Origin of the sequence: Bradyrhizobium manausense (assembly GCF_001440035.1) — a bacterium.
In the GTDB taxonomy this organism is placed as follows: Bacteria; Pseudomonadota; Alphaproteobacteria; order Rhizobiales; family Xanthobacteraceae; genus Bradyrhizobium; species Bradyrhizobium manausense.
On record NZ_LJYG01000034.1, the window covers coordinates 52,998 to 77,621 of the forward strand.

At 60.5% G+C, this 24,624-nt stretch carries 24 protein-coding genes and 1 pseudogene; 17 read left to right on the plus strand and 8 right to left on the minus strand.

Annotation, left to right across the window (positions count from 1 at the left end):
• Positions 1–213: 213 nt before the first annotated feature.
• From AOQ71_RS07740 to AOQ71_RS07750, 3 genes are all read right to left on the minus strand, one after another.
• Complete coding sequence (locus AOQ71_RS07740) at positions 214–1,413, minus strand: RHE_PE00001 family protein (protein WP_245316787.1); 1,200 nt, start codon at positions 1,411–1,413, stop codon at positions 214–216.
• 290 nt (positions 1,414–1,703) lie between these two features.
• Positions 1,704–2,099, minus strand: coding sequence for a type II toxin-antitoxin system VapC family toxin (locus AOQ71_RS07745; RefSeq protein WP_057744005.1), 396 nt, complete (start codon positions 2,097–2,099; stop codon positions 1,704–1,706).
• Positions 2,099–2,344 carry a type II toxin-antitoxin system VapB family antitoxin gene (locus AOQ71_RS07750; RefSeq protein ID WP_057744190.1) on the minus strand — a complete coding sequence of 82 codons (246 nt, stop codon included), beginning with the start codon at positions 2,342–2,344 and terminating at the stop codon, positions 2,099–2,101. The genes AOQ71_RS07745 and AOQ71_RS07750 overlap by 1 nt, the downstream gene beginning before the upstream one ends.
• A gap of 107 nt (positions 2,345–2,451) precedes the next feature.
• On the opposite strand from AOQ71_RS07750, the pseudogene AOQ71_RS07755 reads away from it, so the two are divergent.
• The 4 genes and pseudogenes from AOQ71_RS07755 (at position 2,452) to repC (ending at position 7,832) form a co-directional block, all read left to right on the plus strand.
• Positions 2,452–3,565: pseudogene (locus tag AOQ71_RS07755) on the plus strand (hypothetical protein).
• 553 nt (positions 3,566–4,118) lie between these two features.
• Positions 4,119–5,321, plus strand: a complete 1,203-nt coding sequence (repA, locus tag AOQ71_RS07760) for a plasmid partitioning protein RepA (protein ID WP_057744192.1) — start codon at positions 4,119–4,121, stop codon at positions 5,319–5,321.
• Positions 5,321–6,337 (plus strand): plasmid partitioning protein RepB, encoded by a 1,017-nt coding sequence (gene repB / locus AOQ71_RS07765; RefSeq protein WP_245316788.1) that lies wholly within the window; start codon positions 5,321–5,323, stop codon positions 6,335–6,337. Before repA ends, repB begins: the two co-directional genes overlap by 1 nt.
• Positions 6,338–6,599: 262 nt before the next feature.
• The gene (gene repC, locus AOQ71_RS07770) at positions 6,600–7,832 is read left to right on the plus strand and encodes a plasmid replication protein RepC (protein ID WP_057744011.1); all 1,233 of its coding nucleotides are present in this window, start codon (positions 6,600–6,602) and stop codon (positions 7,830–7,832) included.
• 437 nt (positions 7,833–8,269) lie between these two features.
• Here the strand turns inward: repC and AOQ71_RS47435 are convergent, their stop codons facing one another.
• Entirely contained in the window at positions 8,270–8,470 is a 201-nt protein-coding gene (locus tag AOQ71_RS47435) for a hypothetical protein (protein ID WP_057744014.1), read from the minus strand.
• Between the two features lie 1,049 nt (positions 8,471–9,519).
• Between AOQ71_RS47435 and AOQ71_RS07780 the strand changes: the two genes are divergently transcribed.
• Together AOQ71_RS07780 and AOQ71_RS46250 are read left to right on the plus strand one after the other, a co-directional pair.
• On the plus strand, positions 9,520–9,831 hold the full coding sequence (locus tag AOQ71_RS07780) for a DUF736 domain-containing protein (protein ID WP_057744017.1): 312 nt from the start codon (positions 9,520–9,522) through the stop codon (positions 9,829–9,831).
• A 62-nt stretch (positions 9,832–9,893) separates the two neighbouring features.
• A complete protein-coding gene (locus tag AOQ71_RS46250) occupies positions 9,894–10,037 on the plus strand; it encodes a hypothetical protein (protein ID WP_167353968.1) in 144 nt (47 codons plus the stop codon).
• A gap of 18 nt (positions 10,038–10,055) precedes the next feature.
• On the opposite strand, the gene AOQ71_RS07785 is transcribed toward AOQ71_RS46250, so the two are convergent.
• Complete coding sequence (locus tag AOQ71_RS07785; protein ID WP_057744021.1) at positions 10,056–10,361, minus strand: HU family DNA-binding protein; 306 nt, start codon at positions 10,359–10,361, stop codon at positions 10,056–10,058.
• A 106-nt stretch (positions 10,362–10,467) separates the two neighbouring features.
• Positions 10,468–10,728 carry a WGR domain-containing protein gene (locus AOQ71_RS07790; RefSeq protein WP_057744024.1) on the minus strand — a complete coding sequence of 87 codons (261 nt, stop codon included), beginning with the start codon at positions 10,726–10,728 and terminating at the stop codon, positions 10,468–10,470.
• Between the two features lie 738 nt (positions 10,729–11,466).
• On the opposite strand from AOQ71_RS07790, the gene AOQ71_RS07795 reads away from it, so the two are divergent.
• The 3 genes from AOQ71_RS07795 (at position 11,467) to AOQ71_RS47440 (ending at position 14,895) form a co-directional block, all read left to right on the plus strand.
• A complete protein-coding gene (locus AOQ71_RS07795; protein ID WP_057744196.1) occupies positions 11,467–12,228 on the plus strand; it encodes a ParA family protein in 762 nt (253 codons plus the stop codon).
• Positions 12,218–13,021 carry a ParB/RepB/Spo0J family partition protein gene (locus AOQ71_RS07800; RefSeq protein WP_245316789.1) on the plus strand — a complete coding sequence of 268 codons (804 nt, stop codon included), beginning with the start codon at positions 12,218–12,220 and terminating at the stop codon, positions 13,019–13,021. Before AOQ71_RS07795 ends, AOQ71_RS07800 begins: the two co-directional genes overlap by 11 nt.
• Positions 13,022–13,614: 593 nt before the next feature.
• A complete protein-coding gene (locus AOQ71_RS47440) occupies positions 13,615–14,895 on the plus strand; it encodes a relaxase/mobilization nuclease domain-containing protein (protein ID WP_083514035.1) in 1,281 nt (426 codons plus the stop codon).
• 13 nt (positions 14,896–14,908) lie between these two features.
• Here AOQ71_RS47440 and AOQ71_RS07815 read toward each other — a convergent pair whose 3' ends face one another.
• Together AOQ71_RS07815 and AOQ71_RS07820 are read right to left on the minus strand one after the other, a co-directional pair.
• The gene (locus tag AOQ71_RS07815) at positions 14,909–15,514 is read right to left on the minus strand and encodes a hypothetical protein (protein WP_205668206.1); all 606 of its coding nucleotides are present in this window, start codon (positions 15,512–15,514) and stop codon (positions 14,909–14,911) included.
• Positions 15,515–15,645: 131 nt separating this feature from the next.
• The gene (locus AOQ71_RS07820; RefSeq protein WP_283809581.1) at positions 15,646–16,260 is read right to left on the minus strand and encodes a cupin domain-containing protein; all 615 of its coding nucleotides are present in this window, start codon (positions 16,258–16,260) and stop codon (positions 15,646–15,648) included.
• 144 nt (positions 16,261–16,404) lie between these two features.
• Here AOQ71_RS07820 and AOQ71_RS07825 point away from each other — a divergent pair, with 144 nt between their 5' ends.
• The 8 genes from AOQ71_RS07825 to AOQ71_RS07860 all read left to right on the plus strand — a co-directional run bounded on the left by AOQ71_RS07825 (position 16,405) and on the right by AOQ71_RS07860 (position 24,613).
• A complete protein-coding gene (locus AOQ71_RS07825) occupies positions 16,405–17,490 on the plus strand; it encodes an LLM class flavin-dependent oxidoreductase (RefSeq protein WP_063958209.1) in 1,086 nt (361 codons plus the stop codon).
• The gene (locus AOQ71_RS07830) at positions 17,487–18,083 is read left to right on the plus strand and encodes a malonic semialdehyde reductase (RefSeq protein ID WP_205668207.1); all 597 of its coding nucleotides are present in this window, start codon (positions 17,487–17,489) and stop codon (positions 18,081–18,083) included. Before AOQ71_RS07825 ends, AOQ71_RS07830 begins: the two co-directional genes overlap by 4 nt.
• A 15-nt stretch (positions 18,084–18,098) precedes the next feature.
• The gene (locus AOQ71_RS07835; protein WP_057744033.1) at positions 18,099–18,863 is read left to right on the plus strand and encodes an HpcH/HpaI aldolase family protein; all 765 of its coding nucleotides are present in this window, start codon (positions 18,099–18,101) and stop codon (positions 18,861–18,863) included.
• Between the two features lie 26 nt (positions 18,864–18,889).
• Positions 18,890–19,897 (plus strand): isopenicillin N synthase family dioxygenase, encoded by a 1,008-nt coding sequence (locus AOQ71_RS07840; RefSeq protein WP_157083428.1) that lies wholly within the window; start codon positions 18,890–18,892, stop codon positions 19,895–19,897.
• A gap of 151 nt (positions 19,898–20,048) precedes the next feature.
• Positions 20,049–21,065, plus strand: coding sequence for a BMP family protein (locus AOQ71_RS07845; RefSeq protein ID WP_057744209.1), 1,017 nt, complete (start codon positions 20,049–20,051; stop codon positions 21,063–21,065).
• Entirely contained in the window at positions 21,062–22,618 is a 1,557-nt protein-coding gene (locus tag AOQ71_RS07850; RefSeq protein WP_245316790.1) for an ABC transporter ATP-binding protein, read from the plus strand. Before AOQ71_RS07845 ends, AOQ71_RS07850 begins: the two co-directional genes overlap by 4 nt.
• Positions 22,618–23,682 carry an ABC transporter permease gene (locus AOQ71_RS07855; RefSeq protein WP_057744036.1) on the plus strand — a complete coding sequence of 355 codons (1,065 nt, stop codon included), beginning with the start codon at positions 22,618–22,620 and terminating at the stop codon, positions 23,680–23,682. The genes AOQ71_RS07850 and AOQ71_RS07855 overlap by 1 nt, the downstream gene beginning before the upstream one ends.
• On the plus strand, positions 23,675–24,613 hold the full coding sequence (locus AOQ71_RS07860; RefSeq protein ID WP_057744039.1) for an ABC transporter permease: 939 nt from the start codon (positions 23,675–23,677) through the stop codon (positions 24,611–24,613). Before AOQ71_RS07855 ends, AOQ71_RS07860 begins: the two co-directional genes overlap by 8 nt.
• Positions 24,614–24,624: the final 11 nt, after the last annotated feature.

A 24,624-nucleotide genomic window follows, 5' to 3' on the forward strand; every position in this document is an offset into this window, starting at 1 on the left:
TAAATACGATCAAACTAAATTTTGGTCTCGCGTGCGTGCCGGACGAATAGAGGTCTTGGTTAGCGTCTCGAGCGTGACCGGAGTTTTCGTCACACCCTCGGGCGCTGAAAACGGCCGCTGCGCTGGATTCAGCCGCGCGGCATTTTTGTGGTGCCTTTTTCATCTGGACGAGACGGCCTTTCTGCCGAGCGTTCACAGAACGGGCTTTCGCCTCTACAGGACGCCCCACGCCCGATAGCGTCCCCGGCCGGTCGCCTCGCGCAGCCCGAGCTCGGCGACCAGGTTTTGGGCAGCACGGGGAGTGATCCCGAGTTCCGCCGCGATCATGCCCGCAGAGACGATCGGCCTCGTCAGCACATAGTCGAGGAGAGCTGGCAGTCTTGAAGTGGTGCGACGGCCGGCGAGTTTTCGGGCGAGCAGGTTTCTGGTCATCAGCCAGCGGTCGTGATCCTTGCGGCCAGACTCGGCGGCGGCTGTCATGGCGTCGAGTTGCACGACCAAACGCGCTGCGGCTTCGCGTGGCCGCCGGCGCTCACGCTGAATGCTTTTCAGCCCAGCATGCAGGCACGGTAGATGCGATCGCGTTTTGCCGCGGTCCCTCAATAATGCCGCAGCGAGCAGGCGGCCGAGCCAAGGCGTATGCTCGAGCGGTTCGATCTCACCCCAGGCGTCGGCGGCAATCGCCCCTGCCAAGGTCGGCGGCAAGCCGCGAGTCTGGTCGACCACATCGCGCCAGTGATCGAGGCGTTCCTCCTCATCCCAGTCGGGATCGTAGATGAGAGAATCCCGCTCCGCCCGAAACCGAGTCTCGTCGGCAAGCCTGCGCTCCGCCCTGGCATTCGCTGCGTCGACCGCGTCGAAAGCGGCGGCCAGATGGGGATCGGTCTCAAGGATACCGAGGGGCAATTCGAGACCCACCTCCTCCCGCTCGGGGGCCTCGTCGATCTCAAAACCTCCCTCACCTTCCTTCCGGTTGCTCGCCTCCTGCTCTCGCTCCCCCCGCCCGCGGAGGCTGGAAAGCCCCGAAGCCGACAGCGCCCATTCGGGCTTCGCCTCGGCGATGCGCCGACGGGCGCGCAGCACCGCGTGGGCGCGAGTCAGCTCATGTGTGGGAGCGCGAACGTCCATGCCTGCGTCGTGGAGCACGAGGTCATCGAGGTGGACAAGTTCGCCGTCCAGCCACAAACTGGCGCAGGCATCGGTGAAGTGTGTCCGGCTGATTGCGCCGTCACGGATTGGGCTTTTGGCCAGCCGCTCGTCGAAGCGGGCCACGGCATCCTCGGCGGCGGCGAGCGGCCCGGCGAGCTCGGCCCAGGGCAGCGGATCGGGGATTTTGTATGTGGGCAGCAAGGTCCTGATAACCTTAACGGGAACCAGCGAAACGGAAGCTAACATGGCTTTCGCTTCCGTCATAGCGACGTCGGTTCCGGATCGTCCCCCTCGCAAATCAACGGGTTCTGACAACCCCAAGCTAAGCTAGTCACCGGTCGGCACCAGGCGCCGAGAAGATGCGCCGCTGGTCAGCTCCCCTGCCCTCTTCCGGACGCCGTCGGCCGCCGGTTCGCGCTCAGATGTCCTCGTCGGTCAGGTCGATTGTCGTCACGGCTATCGGGCGCGCTTCCCGGCGTAGGTTTGCTGGCTTCGCCGCGAATCGACGTTCACTACTTCTGCCACGCTCAGGCTCGCTTCGATAGTAGCGCTTGTCAGGCCGCCTCGATGTCGGTCTGCGGAAAATCGGCGCCCTTGAACATCAACGGTTGACCGAGATGGCGGGCGCAGGCGTAGGCGAAACAGTCCCCAAAATTGAGCCGTGCCGGGTGTCGACCCTTACCGTAACGGTCGTATGCTTCGAGCGCGATGCGGGCTGTTTCGGGCGCCACGTTCACCATTTTGATTTCCATCAGCGCGAGATAGCTCTCGACCGCTTCGGCCGCCGCGGCGATCGGCAGATCGAGCACGCGGGCGATGGCAATCGCCGCCTCCCACACGGCCAGCGGCGAGGTCAGACGGGTTGTGCTTTGTTGCATGCGGGCCAGCAGCTCGCGCGCCTCGTCTTCGTCGGTCAGCATCGCAGTGAGCGCCGAGGCGTCGATGAACATCAGAAATTCTCGTACAGGCTGTCGCGGAACGCCTTGTCCGCAGGTTTACCGCTCTGCGGATTGCCCTTTGCCTTCAAATCGCGACAAAACTGGACGCCCAGGTCGACCAAGGACGGCCTGCCCTGCTCGCGTTCGAGTTCATGGGCGAGCGCCGTGTGTACGGCCTCGGTCAGTCCGATTTTCTTTAACGCTGCGACCCTGCGGGCCAGCGCGTCGGTCTCGGGATTTTTGATATGGAAGGCCATCCGGCGCTCCTCTAGCGCTTGTCGTGTATCCCTATATAACATTCCGGATACACCGCGTGAAGGTCTCGGGATTCTCTCGCCAAGTTCGCTGGAAAACTCGTAAAAGCATGGCGGACCAGGATTTTTTATGGTTAACGTTCTATGAGCGCCATCCCTCTTCGACTCCCGATGCGGCCTCGATCGAAGCCGTCCTGACAGGGCTCGATCCTGCCTCGGTCGACGCGGATCTCATCCCCGCGCTCGTCGCGGCTTTCCCGAGATTCGATTTCAGCCTCGCCCGGATCGACATGATTACTGGCGCGATACCCGGTCGGTCATTCGGCCGGACGGCACCCGAGCTGGGGAGCTGCGGCAGTGCGGAGCTCGCCAAAGATCGGGGGGATATCAAAGCACTTTGGACGCGTCTGAAAGACACTGATCTGCAGATTACAGGGTGGCACGGGACCAGCGCCTTCGTCTTCGCCCCGACCGGACCCGCGGCCGCTGACTATATCCAGATCGCGCTTGGCCGAGAAATCGAATGGTGAGCCGGCCCGGTCGTCAATCCGGACTATCGGCCATGGGGTGAAGAGGAGCTGCTCGATCCCAGCTGGCCCCGCCGCGATCCCCTGCCCGAGACAGACCGCCTCGCCGGCCCGATCGACCGGCTGCTCGATCGCGCCGGTGGCGCCTTCGTTCATATCCGCAGTTTTCTCGACCGCTGCAGCCGCGTGGAGCGTGACAAGCGAGAGGCCAAGCGGCCCGAGATGGACCGGCGCAGGATCCGCGAAGTAGGGCTCAGGGAACGCGCGAGAGGCCATTCCTCGAGGCGGTCCCCGAGTGGTTCGATCACGTGCCACGGGAGGTGCGCTTCTTTCAAGATTGGGAGGAATCGACCGCCATGCCGCAGCGTGTGTTTGAGCATTGGGCACTTGATGTTCGTGATTATACCCACAAGGGCGAGCGCGAAGTCGGTTTCATCCCCCGGCCGCTGAAGCATCCGAAGGAGCGGCTGCTCATGGCACCGGATGTTTCGGTACATCTGCTGATGGATCGGATTGAGGCCGTGGACGACGAGGTCGACCTTTCCTTCGGTTGGTTCTTTCTGATGACCCATGGCCATTGGGTTGATCCCGACATCGGCCTGGCGATAGCACAAGGTCTGAAGGCACAGCGCGTTCGTCTGGCCGATTCGACGCTCGCGTGCTGCTGCGCTGGGCGGATCGAAGCTACGGCTTTTGACGGCGCTGTCCGTGGGCGATCTTACGTCGTGCTCGCTGGCTTAACCAAAAGCCGGTCCTACTGCAGCTTGATGCGTTCTCAACGCTGCTCCTCCCGATGAAGCGGCGCGATCGGCTTCATCGACGGTACGTGCAGGTCCACAAATATTTTGCCTGCGCGAATGGGACCTTGCACCGGCGGAAGGGCAGGAAGCCGTGGTCGCCCAGCCCGACCCGCGCTCGGCACGGCACGCCTGCGGTTCCGCTAGCAGCGAAGTAGGAATAGACTGCGCGGCACGTCGATTCGGCCCAAATTGAGAAAGTTGACCGCGGTCAACTTGATCCGCTCGGCGCGAGGTGCTTGCAGCAATATGGAAGCGGGCGGCGTCCTAGTTGACCGCGGTCAACTTTTGCATTCGTGCGGGGCAACCCGGAATGGCCGTTAACGATCCGTTTACCCTTTAATTGTTGCGCTATCGCTCAGAATCGGGCGTACTAGCCACGCTTTGCGCGCGTCGCGCATCCGAAATTCGTAACTACGCGAGAAAGCCGTGGCCCTGAACGATCAACAAGCGATGGCGCCAATCCCGTCGGCCGCCCCCCCAGCGATTCATGATACGATCGCTGCCGACGCGCGGGAACTCTCCGCGAAGCTTCATGCACACCGAACGAAGCTGTTCCCGCCACAAGCCCGAAAGAATCTCCGCCGGTTCACGTCTGGCGAAGTCGCTAAACTCGTCGGTATCAATGACGGCTATCTTCGCCAATTGTCGCTGGAGGGGAGGGGCCCCCAGCCCGACACCAGTCCATCGGGTCGAAGGTCGTACACTTTCGAGGACATTCAGAGCCTTCGAGCTTATCTCGATGAATCAGGCAAGGGTGCGCGCCGATACCGACCGCATCGCGTCGCTGGCGAACAGTTGCAAGTCATCGGCGTCGTTAACTTCAAGGGCGGCTCAGGCAAGACAACGACCGCAGCGCACCTAGCTCAACATCTCACGCTGCAAGGCTATCGGGTGCTCGCGATCGATCTCGATCCGCAGGCCTCCCTTTCCGCGCTGCACGGCTACCAGCCAGAGTTTGATGTCGAGGAGAACGGAACTCTATACGGGGCCATCCGCTATGACGGCGCACGTCGCGAGCTCAGTGAGATCATTCGGCAGACCTACTTTCTCGGGCTCGACATCATCCCCGGGAATATCGAATTGATGGAATTCGAACATGAAACCCCGAAAGCGTTAGCTATGCGCCAGTCGGGTGATCCGCTCTTCTTTGCCCGCGTAGCCCGTGCCCTCGCCACTGTCCAAGACCGATACGACGTCGTCGTGATCGATTGTCCGCCTCAGCTTGGATTTCTCACGCTCTCCGCGCTCTGTGCAGCAACCGCAATTCTGATTCCCGTGCATCCACAGATGCTCGATGTCATGTCGATGTGCCAATTTCTGATCATGACATCCGACCTCCTTGCCGTCGTCGCCAAGGCGGGCGGCAATATGAACTACGACTGGATGCGCTATCTCGTCACCCGCTACGAGCCCGGTGATGGACCGCAGGCCCAAATGGTCGGCTTCATGCGCTCGCTATTCGGTGATCGCATGGTCACCAACATGATGCTGAAAAGTACGGCGATCTCGGACGCCGGCATCACGAAACAAACGCTCTATGAGGTCAGCCGCGATCAGTTCACACGCGCTACCTACGACCGCGCGATGGAATCGCTAGACAGCGTCAATGGTGAAATTCAAAGCCTCATCCAGGCTGCATGGGGGAGGACCTGATGGGTCGCAAAAACCTGCTTGCTGACCTCTTGGACGATAAGTTGACCGCGGTCAACGAACCGCTGTCAGGTGAGCCCAGCGACAATCGGAGACCATCACAACCAACACTCGGATCGCGCGGGGCAGTCGGCGCTATGAGCCGTTCGCTCGAGATGTTGTCCGCGGAGCGCGATGCCGCCAAGGCCCTGACCGAACAACTCAGCACTGGACAGGCCGTTGTTGAAATCGATCCAGGATTAATCGACGCCTCGATCGTCCCGGATCGCATGACCGGCGTGAATGAGAAGCACGCTGCTCTCGTTGAATCAATTCGTACCAACGGGCAATTGGTTCCGATCCTTCTTCGCCCACATCCGACCAGCCCAGGACGGTTTCAGATCGCCTATGGCCATCGCCGGGTCCGTGCGCTTGCTGAGCTTGGCCATCCGGCGCGAGCTGTGGTCCGTGACCTCAGCGACGAAGACCTGGTGGTCGCACAGGGAAAAGAGAATGGCGAGCGTGAGGATCTGTCCTTCATTGAGCGGGCAAGCTATGGCGCCGCGCTTGAGGATCGTGGGTTCAAGCGTGAGATCATCATGGCGGCGCTCAGCGTCGACAAGACAGAGCTCTCGCGCCTCATTTCCGTCTGTCGAGCTTTGCCACGCAGCTTGATTGACGCGATCGGGCCGGCGCCGAAAACCGGGCGTCGGCGCTGGATGGAACTCGCAGAGCGGATGGCGGGGCGCCACGATCAAAAGTCATTAGCTGACGCAATGGCCAGTGATCGTTTCGTGCGTGCGACCTCCGATGATCGTTTCGCAATCGTGTTCGCCGCGCTCGCGCCTCGCAAGTCCAAAACCCCACGGCCGACCACTTGGGCTGATGACGATGGCAAGAAGATCGTCAAGATCGAACGTCGCGCAGATCGCGTCACGCTAGCGCTCGATGAAAAGGCCGCACCAGCATTCGGAGATTTCGTGATTTCGCGGCTGCCGGAACTCTACCGATCTTTTCGGGAGGGGCGCACCGATGACTGACATCGTGCGTCTTGCCGCTTTGGATATGGCGCTGCCGGGACCTCTCATGGTCGGGCGGCGCGATGCGTACCTGCGTTTCCGTCCTCTAACCACAGGAGCATAGCGGAAAAAGAAAAGGCCCCCGGAACGTCTCCGTCCGAAAGCCTTCTCTCGTCACGTTTGGCGACTGACAGAGAATCACTTTCGCGAATCGCAGTCAAGCGTCTTTAACGACGGCGCCGTTTTGGCGAGCAGATTTTCTTTGCCCGCATGAGGCAAAGACATGCAGTCACACTCTCCAACGACGCCCTTTGGGCGGCGATCGTTGACGCTTGCCCATGTGGCAAGCCAAATGGTCGCAACAGAACGCCCTCCCGAAAAGATCGTGCACAAATGGAAGATCTTCCATGCCATCTGCACGGCACGGCCGCGCCTTGGTGTGTCGGAACGTTCGCTGTCGGTCTTAAACGCGCTCCTGACTTTCCATCCTGAGACCGCGCTCACAGGAGAGGATGATCTGATCGTCTTCCCGTCGAACCATCAGCTCAGCCGGCGGGCGCACGGCATGCCGGCATCGACGCTGCGGCGTCACCTGGCTGTCCTGGTCGACGCGGGACTGATCATTCGGCGCGATAGTCCAAATGGTAAGCGCTACGCGCGGAAGGACGATGCCGGCGAAATCGAGCTCGCCTTCGGCTTCGATCTGTCACCGCTTGTCGTGCGCTCGGAAGAGTTCGAGAGCCTGGCGGCCGATATCGAAGCGGAAGCCCGCGCACTCAAACTCGTGCGTGAACGGATCACGTTGTGCCGGCGCGACATCGCGAAGATGATTGCAACTGGCATCGAGGAAGGCGTCCCAACGCGCAGGGCAGGGCAGGGGCCCGCCGATTGGCAGGAGGTGCATGCCGCCTTCCGCGCAATGGTCGCTCAGATTCCGCGCACCGCGACGCGCCAGGAGCTTGAGCCGATCGCCGACGAGTTGTCGCAACTGGCTGACGATGTACTCAATCTTCTGGAAGCACACATCAAATCGAAGAATCCGAGCGCCAATGAGTCCCATTCTGAGCGCCACATACAGAATTCAAATACCGATCCCTTTACTGATCTTGAACCTCGCCTTCGAGAAGGCAGGGCGGCGGGAGCTGAGCCAAAGCCTCAACCATCGCGAGTCAGGGAAGGGACGTATCCGTTGGGTATGGTCCTGAGTGCATGTCCGGATATCGTCGACTATGCGAAGGGTGGAATTTCGAACTGGCGCGATTTCTTCGCCACGGCGGCCGTCGTGCGGTCGTCGCTGGGGATCAGCCCAAGCGCCTGGGAGGAGGCACAAACCGTCCTGGGTGAAATGCAGGCCGCGGTGGTTGTCGCCTGCATCTTGCAGCGTGGCACAGCGATTAGATCGGCTGGCGGCTACTTGCGCGGATTGACGCGGAAGGCGGAGGTCGGAGAGTTTTCTCTTGGTCCAATTCTCATGTCGCAGATTAACTCCCGGCTCCATGAAAAACGGACGGCCTGACGGATGGGTAAGCGTCTCTGTGCGCTATCGCCTCGGCTCGGGCTGACGCGTCGTGGTCTGAGCTTGCGGTTAAGGTCGAATGGAGTCTGGGCAGCGCCGGGCAGAAGACCGGCGGCCCCGAGATCGTCCGTGCGGCGATTGCGCCCCCCGGATCATGCGCCGGCGGCGGGGGCGGGGGCGGATCGCGAGGTTGTTTTACCGAGCACGCCGCTCTGCCGACTGACCGGGACCTGCGGGGATGGCTGCGGCGCCTCAAGAAACGTCAGGCCGACGCTGCGAACAATCAGCCTCCCAGCAGAATGCAAAGCGTGGGGGACGAGGTGGCTTCTGGACCGACTAAAATTAAGACAGTCAGTGAATGGTCGCCTCGGTCGATGGAAGACACGGAAAACCGACGATCCGGCCGTGATCGGAGCAAGTTACCGGGATGGGATTGGTCAAGCTTCGCCGGAGCCGGAAAACAGGATGGTCGGCGGTGTCGCACGCGGCGGCGGGATGGACCGACCGCCTCCGGATCCTGGTTTGCTCTTCAAGTCGTATCGTTGGGCCAGGGCGAGCAGCCGCCGCCTGGTGAACGGGTCCGCATTCTCGGCCAAATCGCGCGCCCGCTGCGCGAAGCCTCTGTAGAAATCTTCCACGACGCCACCCCCGCAACTTCACTGAAAGGCTCAATTTCACTCTTGACGGGCTGCTGCGTCAAGCGAGCGGAACACACCCGGACAGATTTCGGCGCTTACCGCTTGTGCCTGCGGGCCACATGAAACTAAGGCTGCGCTCGGCAGGAAAAAATTGATGACCGCGCTAAATGCGCGGCCGCAAGCTGTGCCCGTCGTGCGGAAAGGCAATGACGGCCATTCCCGACGATGTCGCCGATGGGCGGCCGCTATGTTTGCCTTGCCTGCGAGGACGATCCGCTGCACGACCCTGCCGCCCGGAAGTGGGCGGATAGCCCGCTGCGGCCGCCGGCTAAATAGCGTCCAATCGAGATCGAGCCCGGCTCGCGGAACTGCTGCCGAGGACCGATTGTGCTCACAAGCCAACTCCAATGCTGTGGCGTTGCAACCCCTACTTTGAGCTTGGTTCTATCGCGCGTGCCGGCGGAGCCGCCGCGGGGTGGGCGGCCGGCATGTCCACCGCTGCGAGCTTTTGCTTGGCACCTCGCAGGGCGGTGGCCCGCTTGGATGCGAAAGGCGAGGCTGCATCCACATGTCGAGTACGTCGCCAGTCTCGTCATTGATCTTGCGATGGCGACCTCGACCTGCCGATATTGCTGACAGCGACGATCTCCATTGCCGGTGATGACGCGGCGCCTAGGTGGCCTGCTTAAGGTGAACTGCGTTTTGCTGCTACGCCCGTTGCCTTGAGAGCCGAATGGCTGAACCGATTAGAACCGCCGGTCTTCATTCCATGTGTTTTTGCGACGGGCGCACCGATCTGCGTCCTCGATAGAGGCTGGTCTGACCGAAGGCCGATCCCGCTTCGCGGGCTCTCGATCTTGTCCCCGCAACGTCCGTCCTCGACTTTCTTCCCCTGGCGCTGCGCACCATTCCTCGCGGTTCAAGAAAGTCGCTGCCGGCCGCCCTCCATTTCATTTCGGCCCTTTGGGTGCAGGTCGATCGCCTCCGGTCTCACGACCGCCATCCAGGACGCGATAGGCGCGGCCCGAGAAAACAAAGGGAATGAGACAATGGCTACCATCGGCACCTTCACCTCCATGGGCAATGGCTTCTCCGGCGCGATCAAGACGCTCAACCTCAACGTCAAGGCCAAGCTGATCCGCGTCGAAAATCCTTCCGACAAGGGACCGCACTTCCGCATCTACTCGGGCAACGTCGAGTTGGGTGCGGCCTGGCAGAAGACCGCCAAGGACACCGAGCGCGACTACCTCTCGGTCAAGCTGGACGATCCGAGCTTCCCCGCTCCGATCTACGCCACCCTGACCGAGGTCGAGGGTGCCGAGGGCCTCCAACTGATCTGGTCCCGGCCGAACCGGGACTGAGGCTCAGCTAGCGGGCTCCGCCGCAAGGCGGGGCCCGCTTCCCTTCGACAGGAGATGCGATCATGACCATCGACACCATTGAAGAATTGCGTGCCGAGCTGCGCGAATGCGTATTCACGCCGGCGGAACGCAAGGCGCTGGAACGCGAGCTGGCCGAACTCATCCGCCAGCGCAACGAAGCGCTCGCAGCCGAGGAGGGGGCATAAGCCCCCTTGTCTTGCGTCTTACGTCGCACCTTCGCTAGGGACCGCTGCTCCGTTCAGAACATCCTTGATGGCTTTGGCGGGTGTAAAGGTCAGCTTCTTGGAAGCTGCGATCGCAATCGTCGCGCCGGTCGACGGATTGCGGCCCTCACGGGCGGGGCTGTCCTTGACCTTGAACTTGCCGAACCCTGGAAGGCTTGTCTCGGCTCCGCCTACGGCCGCATTCAGCGATGGCCTTGAACACGCTTTCGACATGGTTTTCGCCTGAGCTTTTGTCAGGTCGTTCGCGGTTGCAATCTTTTCGGCGATCTCATTGGCAGTCGTCATGAGACGAGCTCTGTCTTGTTTCGATTTTGCTCGTCTGACATCAAAGCAGTGGAACAGATAGAGCCGACATCACAGGCGGAGCCGCAGTCCCCGAAAAATTGTCAGACTATGACAGGTTTCCGTCCGCTGCAGCGTAACCGCGCCTCCACTTGGCGCGCTCCAGCCGTGCGAAGGCCTCGACCGCCTCTGCACCGCCATCGAAGGTCTGCACCATAGTCTGGCCATTCGTGCCGATCCGGCCCCAATCGCGGACCAGCGACATTTCTCCGACCAACGTCGGCTGCGTAGATAGCGCATAAAACCGTCGCATATTGCGAGCGGCATCGATGTGGCGCAGATGAAGCGGTTCTGGTTCGGCTTTCGGCACGGACGGTTTCTCGCTTCCTCCGCAAGCGCCGTCCAATGAGTTTTATGAATCGACCGGGCAGATCGATTCATTTTATCGATAGGTCAATTGCGCCGAAAACGCCGGGACCCATCGCCGGACTAAACCTTTCGTCAGCGGAGACTTTGCTATCGGACGCGCGCGTCGCAATGCCTAGCTTGCAATTGCGCCTTTCTTTATCGCAACAGCCGGCCGTAAGAGATCGCCCCTTGATGCAAAGCTTCCTGCGGCCAGTATGGGTAGTGTCGGCACTTTGTCGCTACAGCAAGCAGCCTCGAGAGGGGCGACACGCGTCTTTCTCGCGATAGGTAGATCGTATTCCCATCGATGCAGATAGCCGTCGCATAAGAGAATTCGTATCCAGCGGGTCCACTCTTGCAGCAGTGTCCGCTTGGGCGAGCCCCTGCGGGGACGGCTCTACTCGCGCCGGCGCGGCGACGCTCCCGGAGCCCACAAGCGGTCTCCGCGCATTCGCGTGACGATCCTCTCGCGACTGTCGCAGCCCCGGCAACGAGCACGATTCCCGACTCACTTTCCAGATTGCTCCCCCCGATAGCTATGGACTGACCTGACTCTTCTGGCAGGGGATTCGCTGGATGAATTTGGGGATCGTTCCCGCGATCGGATTCGCAATCGCTGTTGGTTCAAACCAACATCCCCCACGTCATGATGGACGATGGATATGCCCCCGGCGTCGTCAGACCCACTTCGGACCCCAATATGAAGACCATTGTCATCAACAATCAAAAGGGCGGGGTCGGCAAGACGACCCTTGCTGTGCATTTGGCTTGGTTCATGGCGGAAACCAATCTCCGCGTTCTCGTGATCGACGTTGATGCACAGAGCAATGCGTCAGACACGCTGAGGCAGTACGCCGGTTCAACGTTAGCCGCGGATTTGTTCAAGCCCGGGATACGGATCGCACCTCGGGAAGGCGAGGGCCTAACGCTTGCGCCGGCCGATAGCTCACTGACTGACCTCGATCGCAGCAATGCAGCCGCCATAACGACTCTGCAAGAGAACCTCGCTATCGCGTCGGATCAGTTCGATGCCTGCGTCATCGATACGCCGCCATCACTTGGACTTCGCAGTGTCGGCTGTTTGGTTGCGGCGTCGCATGTGCTGGCCCCCATCTATCTGGAGGACTATTCGATCAAGGGCGTCAAGGGTCTGATGCAAACCTTTATCGGCGTGCAGAGGCGCTACGGCCGTCAGGATACGAAGTTCCTCGGGTTGCTGCCTTCGAACTTCAATACGAAATCGCCCCGTCAAAGGACGCATCTTGAGCAGCTGTTGCGCGAGGCTGGCAAATATGTGTTCCCGGGGCAGATCGTTGCAAGGGATGGCTACGCTGAGGCCGTCGCGGAACGCCTGCCAGTCTGGAAGCTGAAGCGTCGCTCTGCGCAGGAGGCTGGTCGGGAAATCCGGGATGTTCTCGCCAAGATCGTCGCGCAGATGGACGAGACGGCACATGGCGCTTGATCTCAGCTTCAAGCAGCTCATCGACGCTGCGGAAGATGGTGCCGCCACAATCGGGCAACCGACTTGCATCTCGATCGACCGTATCGACGAAGATCCGGACCAGCCCCGTCGCAGCTTCGAAAAACACAAGCTCGACGAGCTTACGCAATCAATCCTTCAGCATGGAGTGCTGCAACCGATCGTGCTGCGGCACGCGACCGAGGAAGGCCGGTACGTGATCGTCATGGGTGCGAGGCGGTATCGTGCTGCTAAGCGCGCCGGGCTCCGTGACATCCCGGCTTTCATTCATGCGGCTGGTTCTGCGGATCGTTATGTTCAGATGATCGAGAATATTCAGCGTGATGACCTCAATGCCCCCGAAATCGCGGCGTTCATCGCGGAGCGCTTGGAGCAGGGTGATAACCAAGCTGACATCTCGCGCAAGCTCGGCAAGCCCAGGGACTGGGTGTCTCGCTACGCATCGGTTCAGAATATGCCGAAGTTCCTTCGCTCGAAGCTTGCCGGTTCATCAATCCGCGCTGTGTATGAGCTCTACCAGGCTTGGCGTGAGCAGCCCAATGCGATTGAGACTTTATGCGCAGCACAGGAAAGCTTCACAGACGCACACGCCCGTCAGCTAGCTCGCAAGATTCGCACGGAAGTCCGCGGCTCCGCTGCTGATAGCGAAGGGGCTGCTGGAGCTCAGCCAGCACGCCAGGTCGAACAGCAACCGACATCGCGACCCATAGAGATCGTGTTGCGGCGGCTGCGGGAAAACCCCGGAACTCTTCGGTCAATCGGAACGAGCGAATGAGCGCATCGCTGACGATCAGAGTGCGCCACCAAGATCGTACGGGCTGTCTTTTGGTCGATCGGCTCGCGTCTCAAGGCTCACGACACGCAGTGCTGTTGGTCGATGGCGCAGACGAAGCGGAAGAGGTTCAAGCATCGACCGTCACAATCGAAGAGATCCTTTTCGCATGAACTTGGTCTTAGACAGTCTCCTCAGAAAAATTGCTGCGGTCGATGTGCCGGCGGAGCGGATTTCCCATCCGAAGGATGCCGCGTTAGCGCAGCAGCCGGAGGCCGAACGCGCCCCCCACAGCGCTGTAGAGAGGCCGGAGGCTGCTGGAAAGCCGCGGTCCACATGCTCGGTGCCCATATTGCCGATCTGGACGCCCAGCTTCCCTGGAGTAGAAGGATTAGGGGCGACGGCTGCGTCACTCCCGGAGGAATTCTCCGCATCGATCGCCGGCGCGGTTGGATCTCACCTGCGGCAACTCCCGAGCTTTGAATGCCGAGCCTGTTGGTGCGAACCAACATGGAGGGGCGGAAGGATTCGCACTTTCTAGTGCAGGATAGGCTTCGCGCCAGCGATGTATTACACCTCAATTAGGATTGGAGTGCATGGCTCTGATCTCGCTTCGCGTCTCCGACGAAGTTGCGGCGGAGTTCTCAGCTTTTGCTGCTACTCAGGGCGGCAAGTCAGCGCTGCTGCGTCGTCTCATTGCCGATGCACTGGCTGCACCAACGCCGCGCATCTTGGCGTTGCCCGTCGGACGGCAGAAAAAGGTGACGGTGCGATTTCGCGAGAGCGAGATGCGGCAGCTCGCAGAAGTCTCACATCAGCGGGGCATGACGCGAACCGGCTGGATTGTTGCACTGGTGCGCTCACGATTGGGGTCACCCGTGCAGCATTCCCCGAACGAGCATGACGCGCTTCGCGCGATCGTTCGCGAGCTCAACCGGATTGGCGGCAACATCAATCAGATCGCGCGTGCCGCAAACACCAGTGTGCTGCAGGGCAGGGCGGTTGAGCCCGATCTATCCGCAATTCAAGAGGCGAAATTGGTCATCGAAAGAGAGCTCGCGCAATTGCGTAGTGCGCTGCACGGCAACGCGGATGCGACGCTGGCAGGTCGTTCGGGATTGAAAGATCTGCAGCAACGCTGGGAGGATGATGCCGGTCTCGACGACAAGCGCCGTCGCGATGGATCGCTCTCGGTCAACATCATTCTGTCGATGCCGGCTGGCACCGATGCCGCCGCCGTCAAGGATTCAGCCCGGGCATTTGCCATCGACACGTTCGGCTACAACCATGACTACGTCTTCGTTCAGCACCTCGATGACAAACACCCCCACGTGCACCTGACCGTTCGGTCGCTGGGCCATGACGGCAAGCGCCTCAATCCGCGCAAGGCGGATCTTCAGGCTTGGCGAGAGCGGTTTGCTGGCGAACTCCGGCTTCGCGGGATCGCGGCGGAGGCAACGCCGCGGCGGACCCGAGGACGGGTACGAAAGGCCGATCGGGGAGCGGTCCTCGCTTTGCGCAAGCGAAAGATCACGCCCGATGTCGATCGGCTCGCCCGTAAGGAGGTGCTTTCGGAGGTGAGGGGCGGAAGGACTGCCAAACGTCCTTGGGACGAGCAGATTAAGTCGCGTCAGGACGCGATCAGGAGGCGATATCTCGAGTATGCAGCCGAGCTGCAGCGCTCTGGAGTGGCAGCAGATGAGGCGCTAGCGCGACAGATACGGCAATTCGTCAACGAAATGCCCGCCGTTGAAACTCGTCGGCATGGGCTGAAGAACGCGCTTTCGGAGCTTGCCAATACGCGGGGACGCAGCGCGGAGCACAGAATCGAGGTAGAAGGGGGCGCCAAAGCACGAGGCAACGAGCGTACCAGGTAACCGAGCGCAGGAATCATAATCCTGGGGTCGGGGGTTCGAGTCCCTCCCCCGCTACCAACGATCCCCCCGACATAGCCATGTTCGGAAACAGGGCCGGATTGCCGCACAGCGCGGCGAGCCGCCCCTTGATGTCGGTCTGCACGCTCCGGTCATCTTCGCTATTGGCCTTGGTTCCAGCCCCTCCCGGTCGGCTCGGGCTGGCATGCACGATGATCGCCGTCACCAACTCGCGGATGGTCGCAAACTCGGTCGGGGTGCCGTGCTTGAATTGGTCAGCCAACTCCAGGACGGCACGCTTGTAGCGGTCGAGCGCCTTCGGGTGTAGGGCGATCACGTCGTCGACTTCCTTAGCCGCCTCAAGTCGGCCGGCAAGGATTGTGCGCTCAGCTTCCAACTCGCGCATTCGAGGAGCTAACGGCCCGGCCGGCACCCCTTCCTTGGTGATCGCATCGACAGCGCGTCTGATCTCGCGGTCGATCTCTCCGAGCCGCCGTTCTATCCGGGCACGCTCGGCGTTCGCCTCCTGCTTCAGCCGTTTGCGCTCAGCGTTGTAGGCATCGACATACTTGGCAATCGTCTGCGGATGCGCGAGATGTTGGCGCAAACCTTTGATGGCCAAGCCTTCGATGTCATCGAGGTAGATGGGTCGGCCATTGTCGCAGGAGCCGACTGGTCAACTTGCATTAGAGGTTTGTGTCCAGGCAACTCGGTCTGCTCGCAGGCGGACCTTACGATGGTCCAATAACGTTCTCAGAACGTCGGCGGCGTGTTGATCCAGACAGCGCGCATTTGGGATTTTCCGGGGTTGCGATAAGCATGGGGAAGGTCCGAAGGAAAATAGAAGGAGTCACCTGCGCGTAGAAGATGCTTCTCGTTGTTGATGGTCAGCTCAAGTTGCCCTTCCACCACGAAGCCTACCTCTTCCCCTTTGTGCTGAAGAGTCCCGTTCGTATGCCCTCCGGGCTCAATGACAACGAGAAACCCCTCTAGCAATCGTCCCTCTGCCGAAGGCACGAGGATTTCGGCCATCACACCCTCGCTGCCGGCAGCCTTCTTATGGCCGATGACTTTGCGCTGCTCCGGACGCATGATCGTCCAGGGCTCCGCCGCTTCGCTGCTGAGAAGCGTCGATACGCTGAGATCAAGAGCCTTGCACAGGCGGTGCAGCGTGGTGAGCGAAGGGATTGCGCGCTCGTTTTCGATCTTCGAAAGCATGCTTTCCGAACAACCGGCCGCGTCCGCTACGTCCTTCAGACGCATGTGATTGACAAGGCGCGCGTGCTTGAGTCGTGCGCCGATCCGCGGGGCGTCTGACCTGGGCTGCTCGACAGAGAGTTTCGAAGCGGCTGTCCGTTTTGGTTTCAAAATCGATTCTCCACGTCAGCAGCATTAGCCAAGCGGGCGGTCAGGGGCAACGCCCACTTTATCGTCATTGCTGCCTAATTTATCTGCATGAAAGTAACTTGAATAGCATGCAATATGCTTCCGACGCTAACGACGGAGGTCCACATGGTGCGTCCACTCGATCTGGGCATTTTTCTTCCCAACGCCAAAGGTGGAGCAATCATGGCCACGGGATCGCCTCCTCAATACTCGCCTAACTGGGAGCTGAACCGCAAAAACGCTCTACTGGCCGAGGAGGCCGGGTTCGAATTTCTGCTCTCCATGGTGAAGTGGCGCGGCTTCGGAGGTGAGACCAACCATTGGGACTACTCCCTCGAGTCGTTTTCCCTGATGGCGGCATGCGCTGCGGTCACCTCACGCATCCAACTTTACGCCTCGGTGGCAATCCCGACGATTCACCCTGGTGTCATCGCGAAGATGGCCTCGACCATAGACGACATCAGCAAGGGCCGCTTCGGCGTGAACATCGTTAGCGGCTGGAACAAGCTCGAGTATTCCCAGATGGGGCTCTGGCAGGGTGACGACTACTTCAAACGACGATACGAATATGCTGCTGAGTATCTTGAGTTGCTGCGTAGGCTTTGGACACAGGACCGGGTCACCCATCGCAGCGACTTTTTCCATTTCGACGACTGCAAGTCCTATCCGAAACCGTCGCGCGAGATTCCGGTCATCTGCGCAGGTCAGTCGGAGCGCGGCATCTCCTTTACGGCGCAACATGCGGATTTTGGCTTCCTCGGCGGGCAGGACGATTCGCTCGCGGATCTTGGCCGGCTGAACGACAAGTTACAGGCGTCGGCCGCGCGTTTCGGACGCAAAGTGGGAGCATACGTCTTGCTCACGGTCATCGCGGAGGAGACCGACGAAGCGGCCTTCGCCAAGCGCGATCATTACATCCAGACTAGCGATAAGGCTGCAATGGCCGAGTGGGCGCGTGTCGCCGGCATGGATTTTTCGCGCGCGACCTATAAGGACCTTGCGGTCCAGACCTTCATGGCCATCCCCTATGTCGCCGGATCGTATTCGACCGTTGCGCGCTATCTGGATGGGCTCGCGGAAAACGGCTTGGCGGGCGTCTGCTTCATATTCCCCGACTACGAGCACGATCTGAAACGTCTGATCGACAACGTCCTCCCGCTCATGAAGCATAAGCGCCCTGCCGAACAGCCTTCGCTGGCGCTTGTGCCATGATCTCGCGATCGATCGAGGGCGAAGCAATCGCTCAGCTCTTCACACGCGCTCGGACGCCTTCCGCCTGGAGTTCGACACCGATCGAAATGGCGACTCTCAAGCAACTCTACGAGCTCGCAAAGCTGGGCCCGACCAGCGCAAACTGCCAGCCGATGCGGCTCGCTTTCGTCACGACTTCTGCAGCCAAAGAACAACTGCTGCTGGCGTTGTCGAGAGGAAACGTAAAGAAGGCGGCGTCGGCCCCGGCGATCGCCATTGTTGCTCAGGACCGCAATTATCTGGACCGCCTGCCGGAGCTTTACCCCGTGGGTTACGACGCCCGCTCCTGGTTCAATACGTCCCCGGATGCGGTCGCGGGCCATGGGGAGCGCAACACCATGCTGCAGGCGGCCTATCTCATCATGGCTGCGCGTGCGCTCGGTATCGATTGCGGCCCGATGTCCGGCTTTGACCGGGATGCAATCAATAAGATCTTTTTCCCCGATCAGAGCTGGGACGCAAAGCTGCTGATCGGCCTGGGATTTGCCGCCGAGCCTGTACGCGAGCCGCGGAAGCCACGGCTCCGCGTCGAAGATGCTTGCCGCTTCATTTGATCGAACGGAGCCGTTATGACTATCGATTACAAAAGGCCTGCTTTCGGTTCCTTCATTGTCGAGCATGCGAGTGTTTCGACCGTCCGCATCGCCGCAAGCGCTGATGCAGATTTCCTTATCTTTGACGGCGAACATGGATGCATGGAGTCCGCATCGCTGCGCAATGCAATTGCTATGTGCAATGCGCTTTCAATCGATGCTGTGGTTCGCGTCCCCGCTGTTGATAGCGAATTGCTCTCACAGGGTCTGGACGCGGGTGCGCGCGGGATCCTCATCCCGAACGTGCAGTCTGCGGAAGAGGCGCAGCTCGCCGTCGCACGCGCCAAATTTCCTCCTGCCGGAAAGCGCGGGGCTGCTTTCGGTAGCGCTCAGGACGGCTACGCCGGCGGCAACGTCGCGAGCAAGATTGTCGAGGCGAACGCTCGTACCCTGATCTTGTGCATGATCGAGAGCCCGCTCGGAATGGCGCAGGCCAATCGGATCGCGTCGATCGAAGGCGTGGACGGTTTGTGGTTCGGATACATTGATTTCAGCATCGCAGCATCCGTTCCGGGCCAACTTGAGCATGAATTAGTCACGGCGGCCCGTAAGCAAATAGCCGCGGCATGTCGCGATCACAGCAAGAGAGCATGCGTGATGGTTACCTCGGCGGCCGAGCTGTCGCGCTATGCGGAAGACGGCTTCGATGTGATCGCCTACGGATCCGACGCGTTCGTGATGAAGCAGGGGTTTTCGACCGGCATCGAGCTGTGTCGCAGACAGTTCGGCAATCTTCAATAGTGAATTGAATGAGGACAATGATGAGCATGAGCGATTCCGTACCCACCATCGACGTTTCGCGATTCGTCCACGGGAGCCCATCAGAACGCGACGCGGTCGTCCGCCAGGTTGCCGAAACCTGCGAGCGTATCGGTTTCTTTCTCATCAAAGGGCACGGCGTTCCCGACGATCTCATCGCTCGGACATATGCCTCCGCACGCTCGTTCTTCGACCTCCCCAAGGAGGAAAAGCTTGAGGTAAAGCGAATCAGGCCGGAAGTCAGCCGGGGCTACAACTCGCTCGCAGACCAGAGCCTGTCGCGAAGCATGGGTATTCTCTCGCCGCCCGATCTACAGGAAAGCTTCAATATTGGGCCGCTGAATGCCGGCTCTGATCCCTACTTTACCGAGGGCTTTGGAGTGGTCCACTTCGCGCCCAATCAATGGCCCAAGCGTCCGAGCGACTTCCGCGCGAACGCGACCGAGTACTACAGTGCGATGGAAAAGGTGTCGTGGCAATTGATGCGGATCTTCGCGCTCTCGCTCGGGCTTGAGGAGAGCTTTTTCGATGGGAAGATCGACAAGCACGTCAGCAGCCTGCGCTTCATCAACTATCCCGATCAGCCGTTGCCCCCAGCCGAAGGCCAGAAGCGCGCCGGCGAGCACACCGATTACGGCGCTCTCACCATCCTGAAGGTCGAGGACGCGCCGGGTGGGCTGCAAGTGCGCGACCGAGCGGGAAATTGGATCGATATCGGCTACCTGCCGGGCACCTTTGTCGTCAACATCGGCGATCTCATGATGCAATGGACCAATGATCGCTGGATTTCCACCCTGCACAGGGTGATGAACCCGCCGCTGGACGCAGCAACGAGCCGTCGCATCTCTTTGGTGTTCTTTCATCAGCCGAACTACGACGCCGAAGTCGCGTGCCTACCCACCTGTGCGTCGGCCGAGAACCCGGCCAAGTATCCCGCGACCACGTCGGGTGCGCATTGGCGCGGGAAGAACCAGGCCGCGAGGAACGTCAAGCCGGCTGAGGAGAAGGTTGCCTGATAAAGCGACTTTCTGGGCTGGAAAGTGACTTGAAAATCAGCGGTCGAACGAAATTCGACTGCTGGGACTCAAAATCATTCGAAATATCAACACGGTCGGTCGTGGCATCGTTTTTGCGATGTCATCGATCGCGCAACATCCGGAGGCGGAAATGGCAGGTGACAGACGTTCGATCTCATTAACGCGCCGCAGTGCTCTCGTGACGCTCGGCTCCATCGCGGGATCTGCGTTACTCAATCGTTCCTCATATGCGGCCGACAAGCTGAAGGTCGCAGGCGTCTATTCGGTTCCCGTGGATCAACAATGGGCAAGTCGGCTGCACATTGCTCTAAAGGCAGCGGAGGCGAGGGGCGATATCGTATACAGCTGGTCGGAGAGCGTAGCGAACACCGACATGGAGCGGACGATCCGCGACTGGGCGGAGAAGAAGCCGCAACTCGTCATCGCCGATGCGTTCGCAATAGAGCGCAACGCTAGGAAAGTCGCCGCCGACTATCCCAAAACGGCCTTCCTGATGGGATCCAGCTTCGGCCCAACCGATCCGAACTACTCAGTCTTCGACAATTTCATTCAGGATGCGTCTTATCTGACCGGCATCATCGCTGGCGGAATGTCGAAATCGGGAGTGATCGGCATGGTCGGCGGCTATCCCATTCCGGAAGTCAACCGCCTGATGAACGCGTTCATGGAAGGCGTTCGCGAGGTCAATCCAAAGGCGAAGTTCTTCATAAGCTTCATCGGGAGCTGGTTTGATCCCCCCAAGGCCAAGGAAGCGGCCTACGCCCAGATCGAGCGCGGCGCGGACCTGCTCTATGCGGAACGTTTCGGCGTCTCGGATGCCGCCAAGGAGAAAGGCGTGTTGACCATCGGAAACCTCGTCAATACGCAGCCGCAATATCCGAATACAGTCGTGGTATCGGCGCTGTGGCACATGGAGCCGACGATAGACAAGGTCATCGCCAAGCTGAAGGAAGGATCCTACAAAGCTGAGGATTACGGCTCATTCAGCATGATGAAATTTGGCGGTGCTTCGGTCTCCCCGCTCGGCACTTTCGAAGGCAAGGTGCCAAGCGAGATCATGGCGAAAGTTGCCGATCGGGAAAAGGCCATTCGCGATGGAAGCTTCGTAGTGAAGGTCAACGATACCGAGCCGAAGTCGACGGTGTGAACGTCCAGGTCGCTCCGGTGGAAGGATCAGTCGGCATCCGCAGACCTGCTCTGCGTATCTCCAGTGTTTGCAAGCGATTTGGTTCGTTAATTGCGAACGATGATGTGAGCTTTACCCTGGAGGCAGGGCAGGTTCTCGCGTTGCTCGGCGAGAACGGCGCCGGCAAGACGACCCTGATGAACATCCTGTTCGGCCACTACGTAGCAGACAGCGGCGCAATTGAGATCGGGGGTGCGTCTCTGTCGCCGGGCTCACCGCAGGCGGCGCTACGAGCCGGGATCGGAATGGTGCATCAGCACTTCGCACTGGCGGACAACCTGAGCGTTGCCGAGAACATCATCATCGGGACCGAATCTCTCCTCCTGCCCTGGCATCGTGCGAAGGCGAAGGAGAAGATCCTTGATATCGCGCGTCGGTACGGCCTTGCTTTGGATCCCGATGCGCTGGTGCGGGATATTTCGGTCGGCGAACGCCAGCGCGTTGAAATCGTCAAAGCGCTCTATCGCGATGCACGCATCCTGGTCCTGGACGAGCCGACGGCTGTCCTGACGCCACAGGAAGCCGAGGCACTGTTCGCGACGTTGCGCATCCTGGTCTCCAACGGCGTTGCGGTAATTTTCATCAGTCATAAGCTTCGCGAAGTCCTGTCAGTCGCCGACAAAATTATCGTCATGCGACAGGGGAAAGTAGTGGCAGAGCGTCGCGCGTCAGAAACCAGCCGGGAAGAGCTCGCGGAGCTGATGGTGGGCCGCAAGGTTGCCTTTCCGGATCGAAAGCCGGTCAGCGTTGGTCCTGCCGTGCTACGGCTCGACGGTATCGTTCTCCGTCAAGGCGGCAATCGCCCCCATGTCCTCGACGGCGTGAACCTCGAAGTGAGGCAGCACGAGATTCTGGGAATCGCTGGCATCGCCGGTAACGGTCAGGCAGCGTTGGCCGATATTGCATGCGGAGTTCTCGCACCCTCCGAAGGGTTGATCCATCTTTCCGGTGACCCTGTCCGGTCCGACCCGTCAGAGTTCGTCAAGCGCGGCGTTGCCCGAATCCCGGAAGACCGACACGCCACGGGTCTGATCCCTGATATGTCTGTGTGGGAGAATGTCGTGGCCGAGCGGTACCGCTCGGAAGCCTTTGCGGTGGCCGGGCTGCAGCGCGTCGGAGCTGCGCGGAAATACGCCGAGCTGGTCATCGCCCAGTTCGATGTGCGCGGTGCAGCTCCCAACACCTCCGCCAAGCAGCTCTCAGGCGGGAACATGCAGAAGCTGATCCTTGGACGTACCCTGCTGCAAGATCCCGGCGTGATCGTGGCGACTCAGCCGACACGCGGCCTGGACATCGGTGCGGTCGCTTATGTGCATCGCAAGCTCCTGGAGGCGCGAGATCGTGGTGCCGGCATTCTCTTGATCAGCGAAGATATCGATGAGCTGTTCTCGCTCTCCGATCGAATCGCGGTGATGTTCCGCGGCTCGCTCAGCAGTCCGGTGCGCACTGAGACGCTCAGTCTGCAGGAGCTGGGATTGAGGATGGCCGGCCAAAACTCTACGGGAGGGCGATAGTGCGAGTAGAAAGGCGCGATTTCAGCCCCCTTGCCGTCAGGCTCGCGGCCCCCGGGGTGGCGGTGCTTGCAAGCCTGTTGATCTGCTCCTCACTCATCAAGGCGGCCGGCGCTCCCGTGCTCTGGGCTTATTGGACCATGCTTGTGGGCGCGGTGGGAAGCCTGAACTCTGTCTCCGAGACGTTAACCCGCGCAACACCCTTGATCTTCACGGGCCTGTCGGTCGCCGTCGCGTTTCGTGCGCGGATATGGAATATCGGCGCCGAAGGCCAATTATACGCAGGCGCCCTTGCAACGGTCCTCGTGGCCGAGGAAGGCGGGCGGATTGCAGCGGTTGTGCCCCATTGGGCGCTCCCCATCGTGGCCGCTGGCGCTGCCTTCGCGCTCGGTGCGGCGCTTCTGCTCGGTCCGGTCGTCTTGAAAGTCAAGCTCGGGGTCGACGAGGTAGTAACGACCCTCCTATCGAATTTCGTGATGCTGCTCTTTGTGTCCTACCTGCTCGACGGGCCTTTCAAGGATCCAATGTCGATGGGATGGCCGCAGACGCCGCCGGTTGATGCGACCGTCAGCTTGCGTCATCTGCTTGGCGGGACCGCCAGGCTGCACGCGGGCTTTTTGTTCGCGTTGCTCGGGGCGGCATTGCTCTGGCTTTTCAACGTGCGCAGTGTTTGGGGATATGAGATGCGCGCGGTCGGACTCAGCCTAAACGGCGCGCGTTTCGCCGGCATGCCCGTAACCTCTGTGCTGCTTCGGGTAGCCGTATTGTCCGGCGGCATCGCCGGAATCGCCGGCTTCAATGAAATCGCAGGGGTTAAGGGCTACCTGACGCTCGATATGTCGCCGGGCTTTGGCTATAGCGGCATCGTCGTTGCGATGCTGGCCCAGTTGCATCCCGTAGGCGTCGTGATCTCCGCGGTGTTTGTCGCGGCGATTTTCGTCGGAGCCGATGCCATGAGCCGCGCAGTCGCGGTTCCGAACTACATTGCCGACGTGATCGTGTCGGTCAGTCTGCTCACGATGCTGGTCGCTATGATGCTAACGCGGTACATGATCCGCCATGAGTAGCACGCTCGATGTCGTCCTCACGGCGAGCTTCTGGGCTGCGACGCTGCGGATTTGTGCGCCGCTGCTGTTTGGGACCCTCGGCGAGTTGATATGCGAGCGTGCCGGCGTGCTCAACCTCGGGATCGAGGGCATCATGACGGCCGGAGCACTGAGCGGCTGGTTGACCGTCTACTACGGAGCGGATCTTTGGACCGGAGTCTGCGTGGCCGCACTTGTAGGCGCAATCTTCGGCCTCTTGCACGGCTTCCTCACCGTGCCCCTGGGGCTTTCCCAGCATGTGACCGGTATCGGAATATCCCTGCTGGGAGCATCGTTGAGCTATTTCAGCTTCAGATTGCTGATTGCTTCAACCGCAACGCCGACCATCAAGCCATTCAGCGCCGTTCGGGTGCCGCTCCTGGCCGACATTCCTCTCGTCGGACCGGTGCTCTTCGAGCAATCGCCACTCGTCTACCTCGCTTTCTCGCTGGCCATAGCCGTTTCCTACATCTTGTACAGGACACCGCTTGGGCTTGCGGTCAGGATGGTCGGTGAAAATGCGATGGCGGCCGACGCGCAAGGCGTGAGTGTGGTTGGCATCCGTATGGCAGCGGTCGTCGTCGGCTCGGCAATCATGGCAATCGGAGGGGCCTTCCTGACGTTATCGGCATTCAACGCCTTCTTCGTGAATCTCGTTAACGGGAGAGGGTGGATCTGCATTGCCCTCGTCGTCTTCTCCTCATGGAAGCCAGCCAGGGCGATCGTTGCATCGCTGTTCTTTGCATCGCTTGAAGCACTGCAGATCCGGCTCCAGCAGGGCTCTGGCGGATTGCCCTACCAATTCTTCCTGATGCTGCCTTACCTCCTGAGCATCGTCGCTCTCATCGCTGTCGCTCGCAGGGTCTCAGGCCCGCAATCGTTGATGGTGCCGTTCAGGAGAGGAGAGCGGTAGCCGTCCGCCGC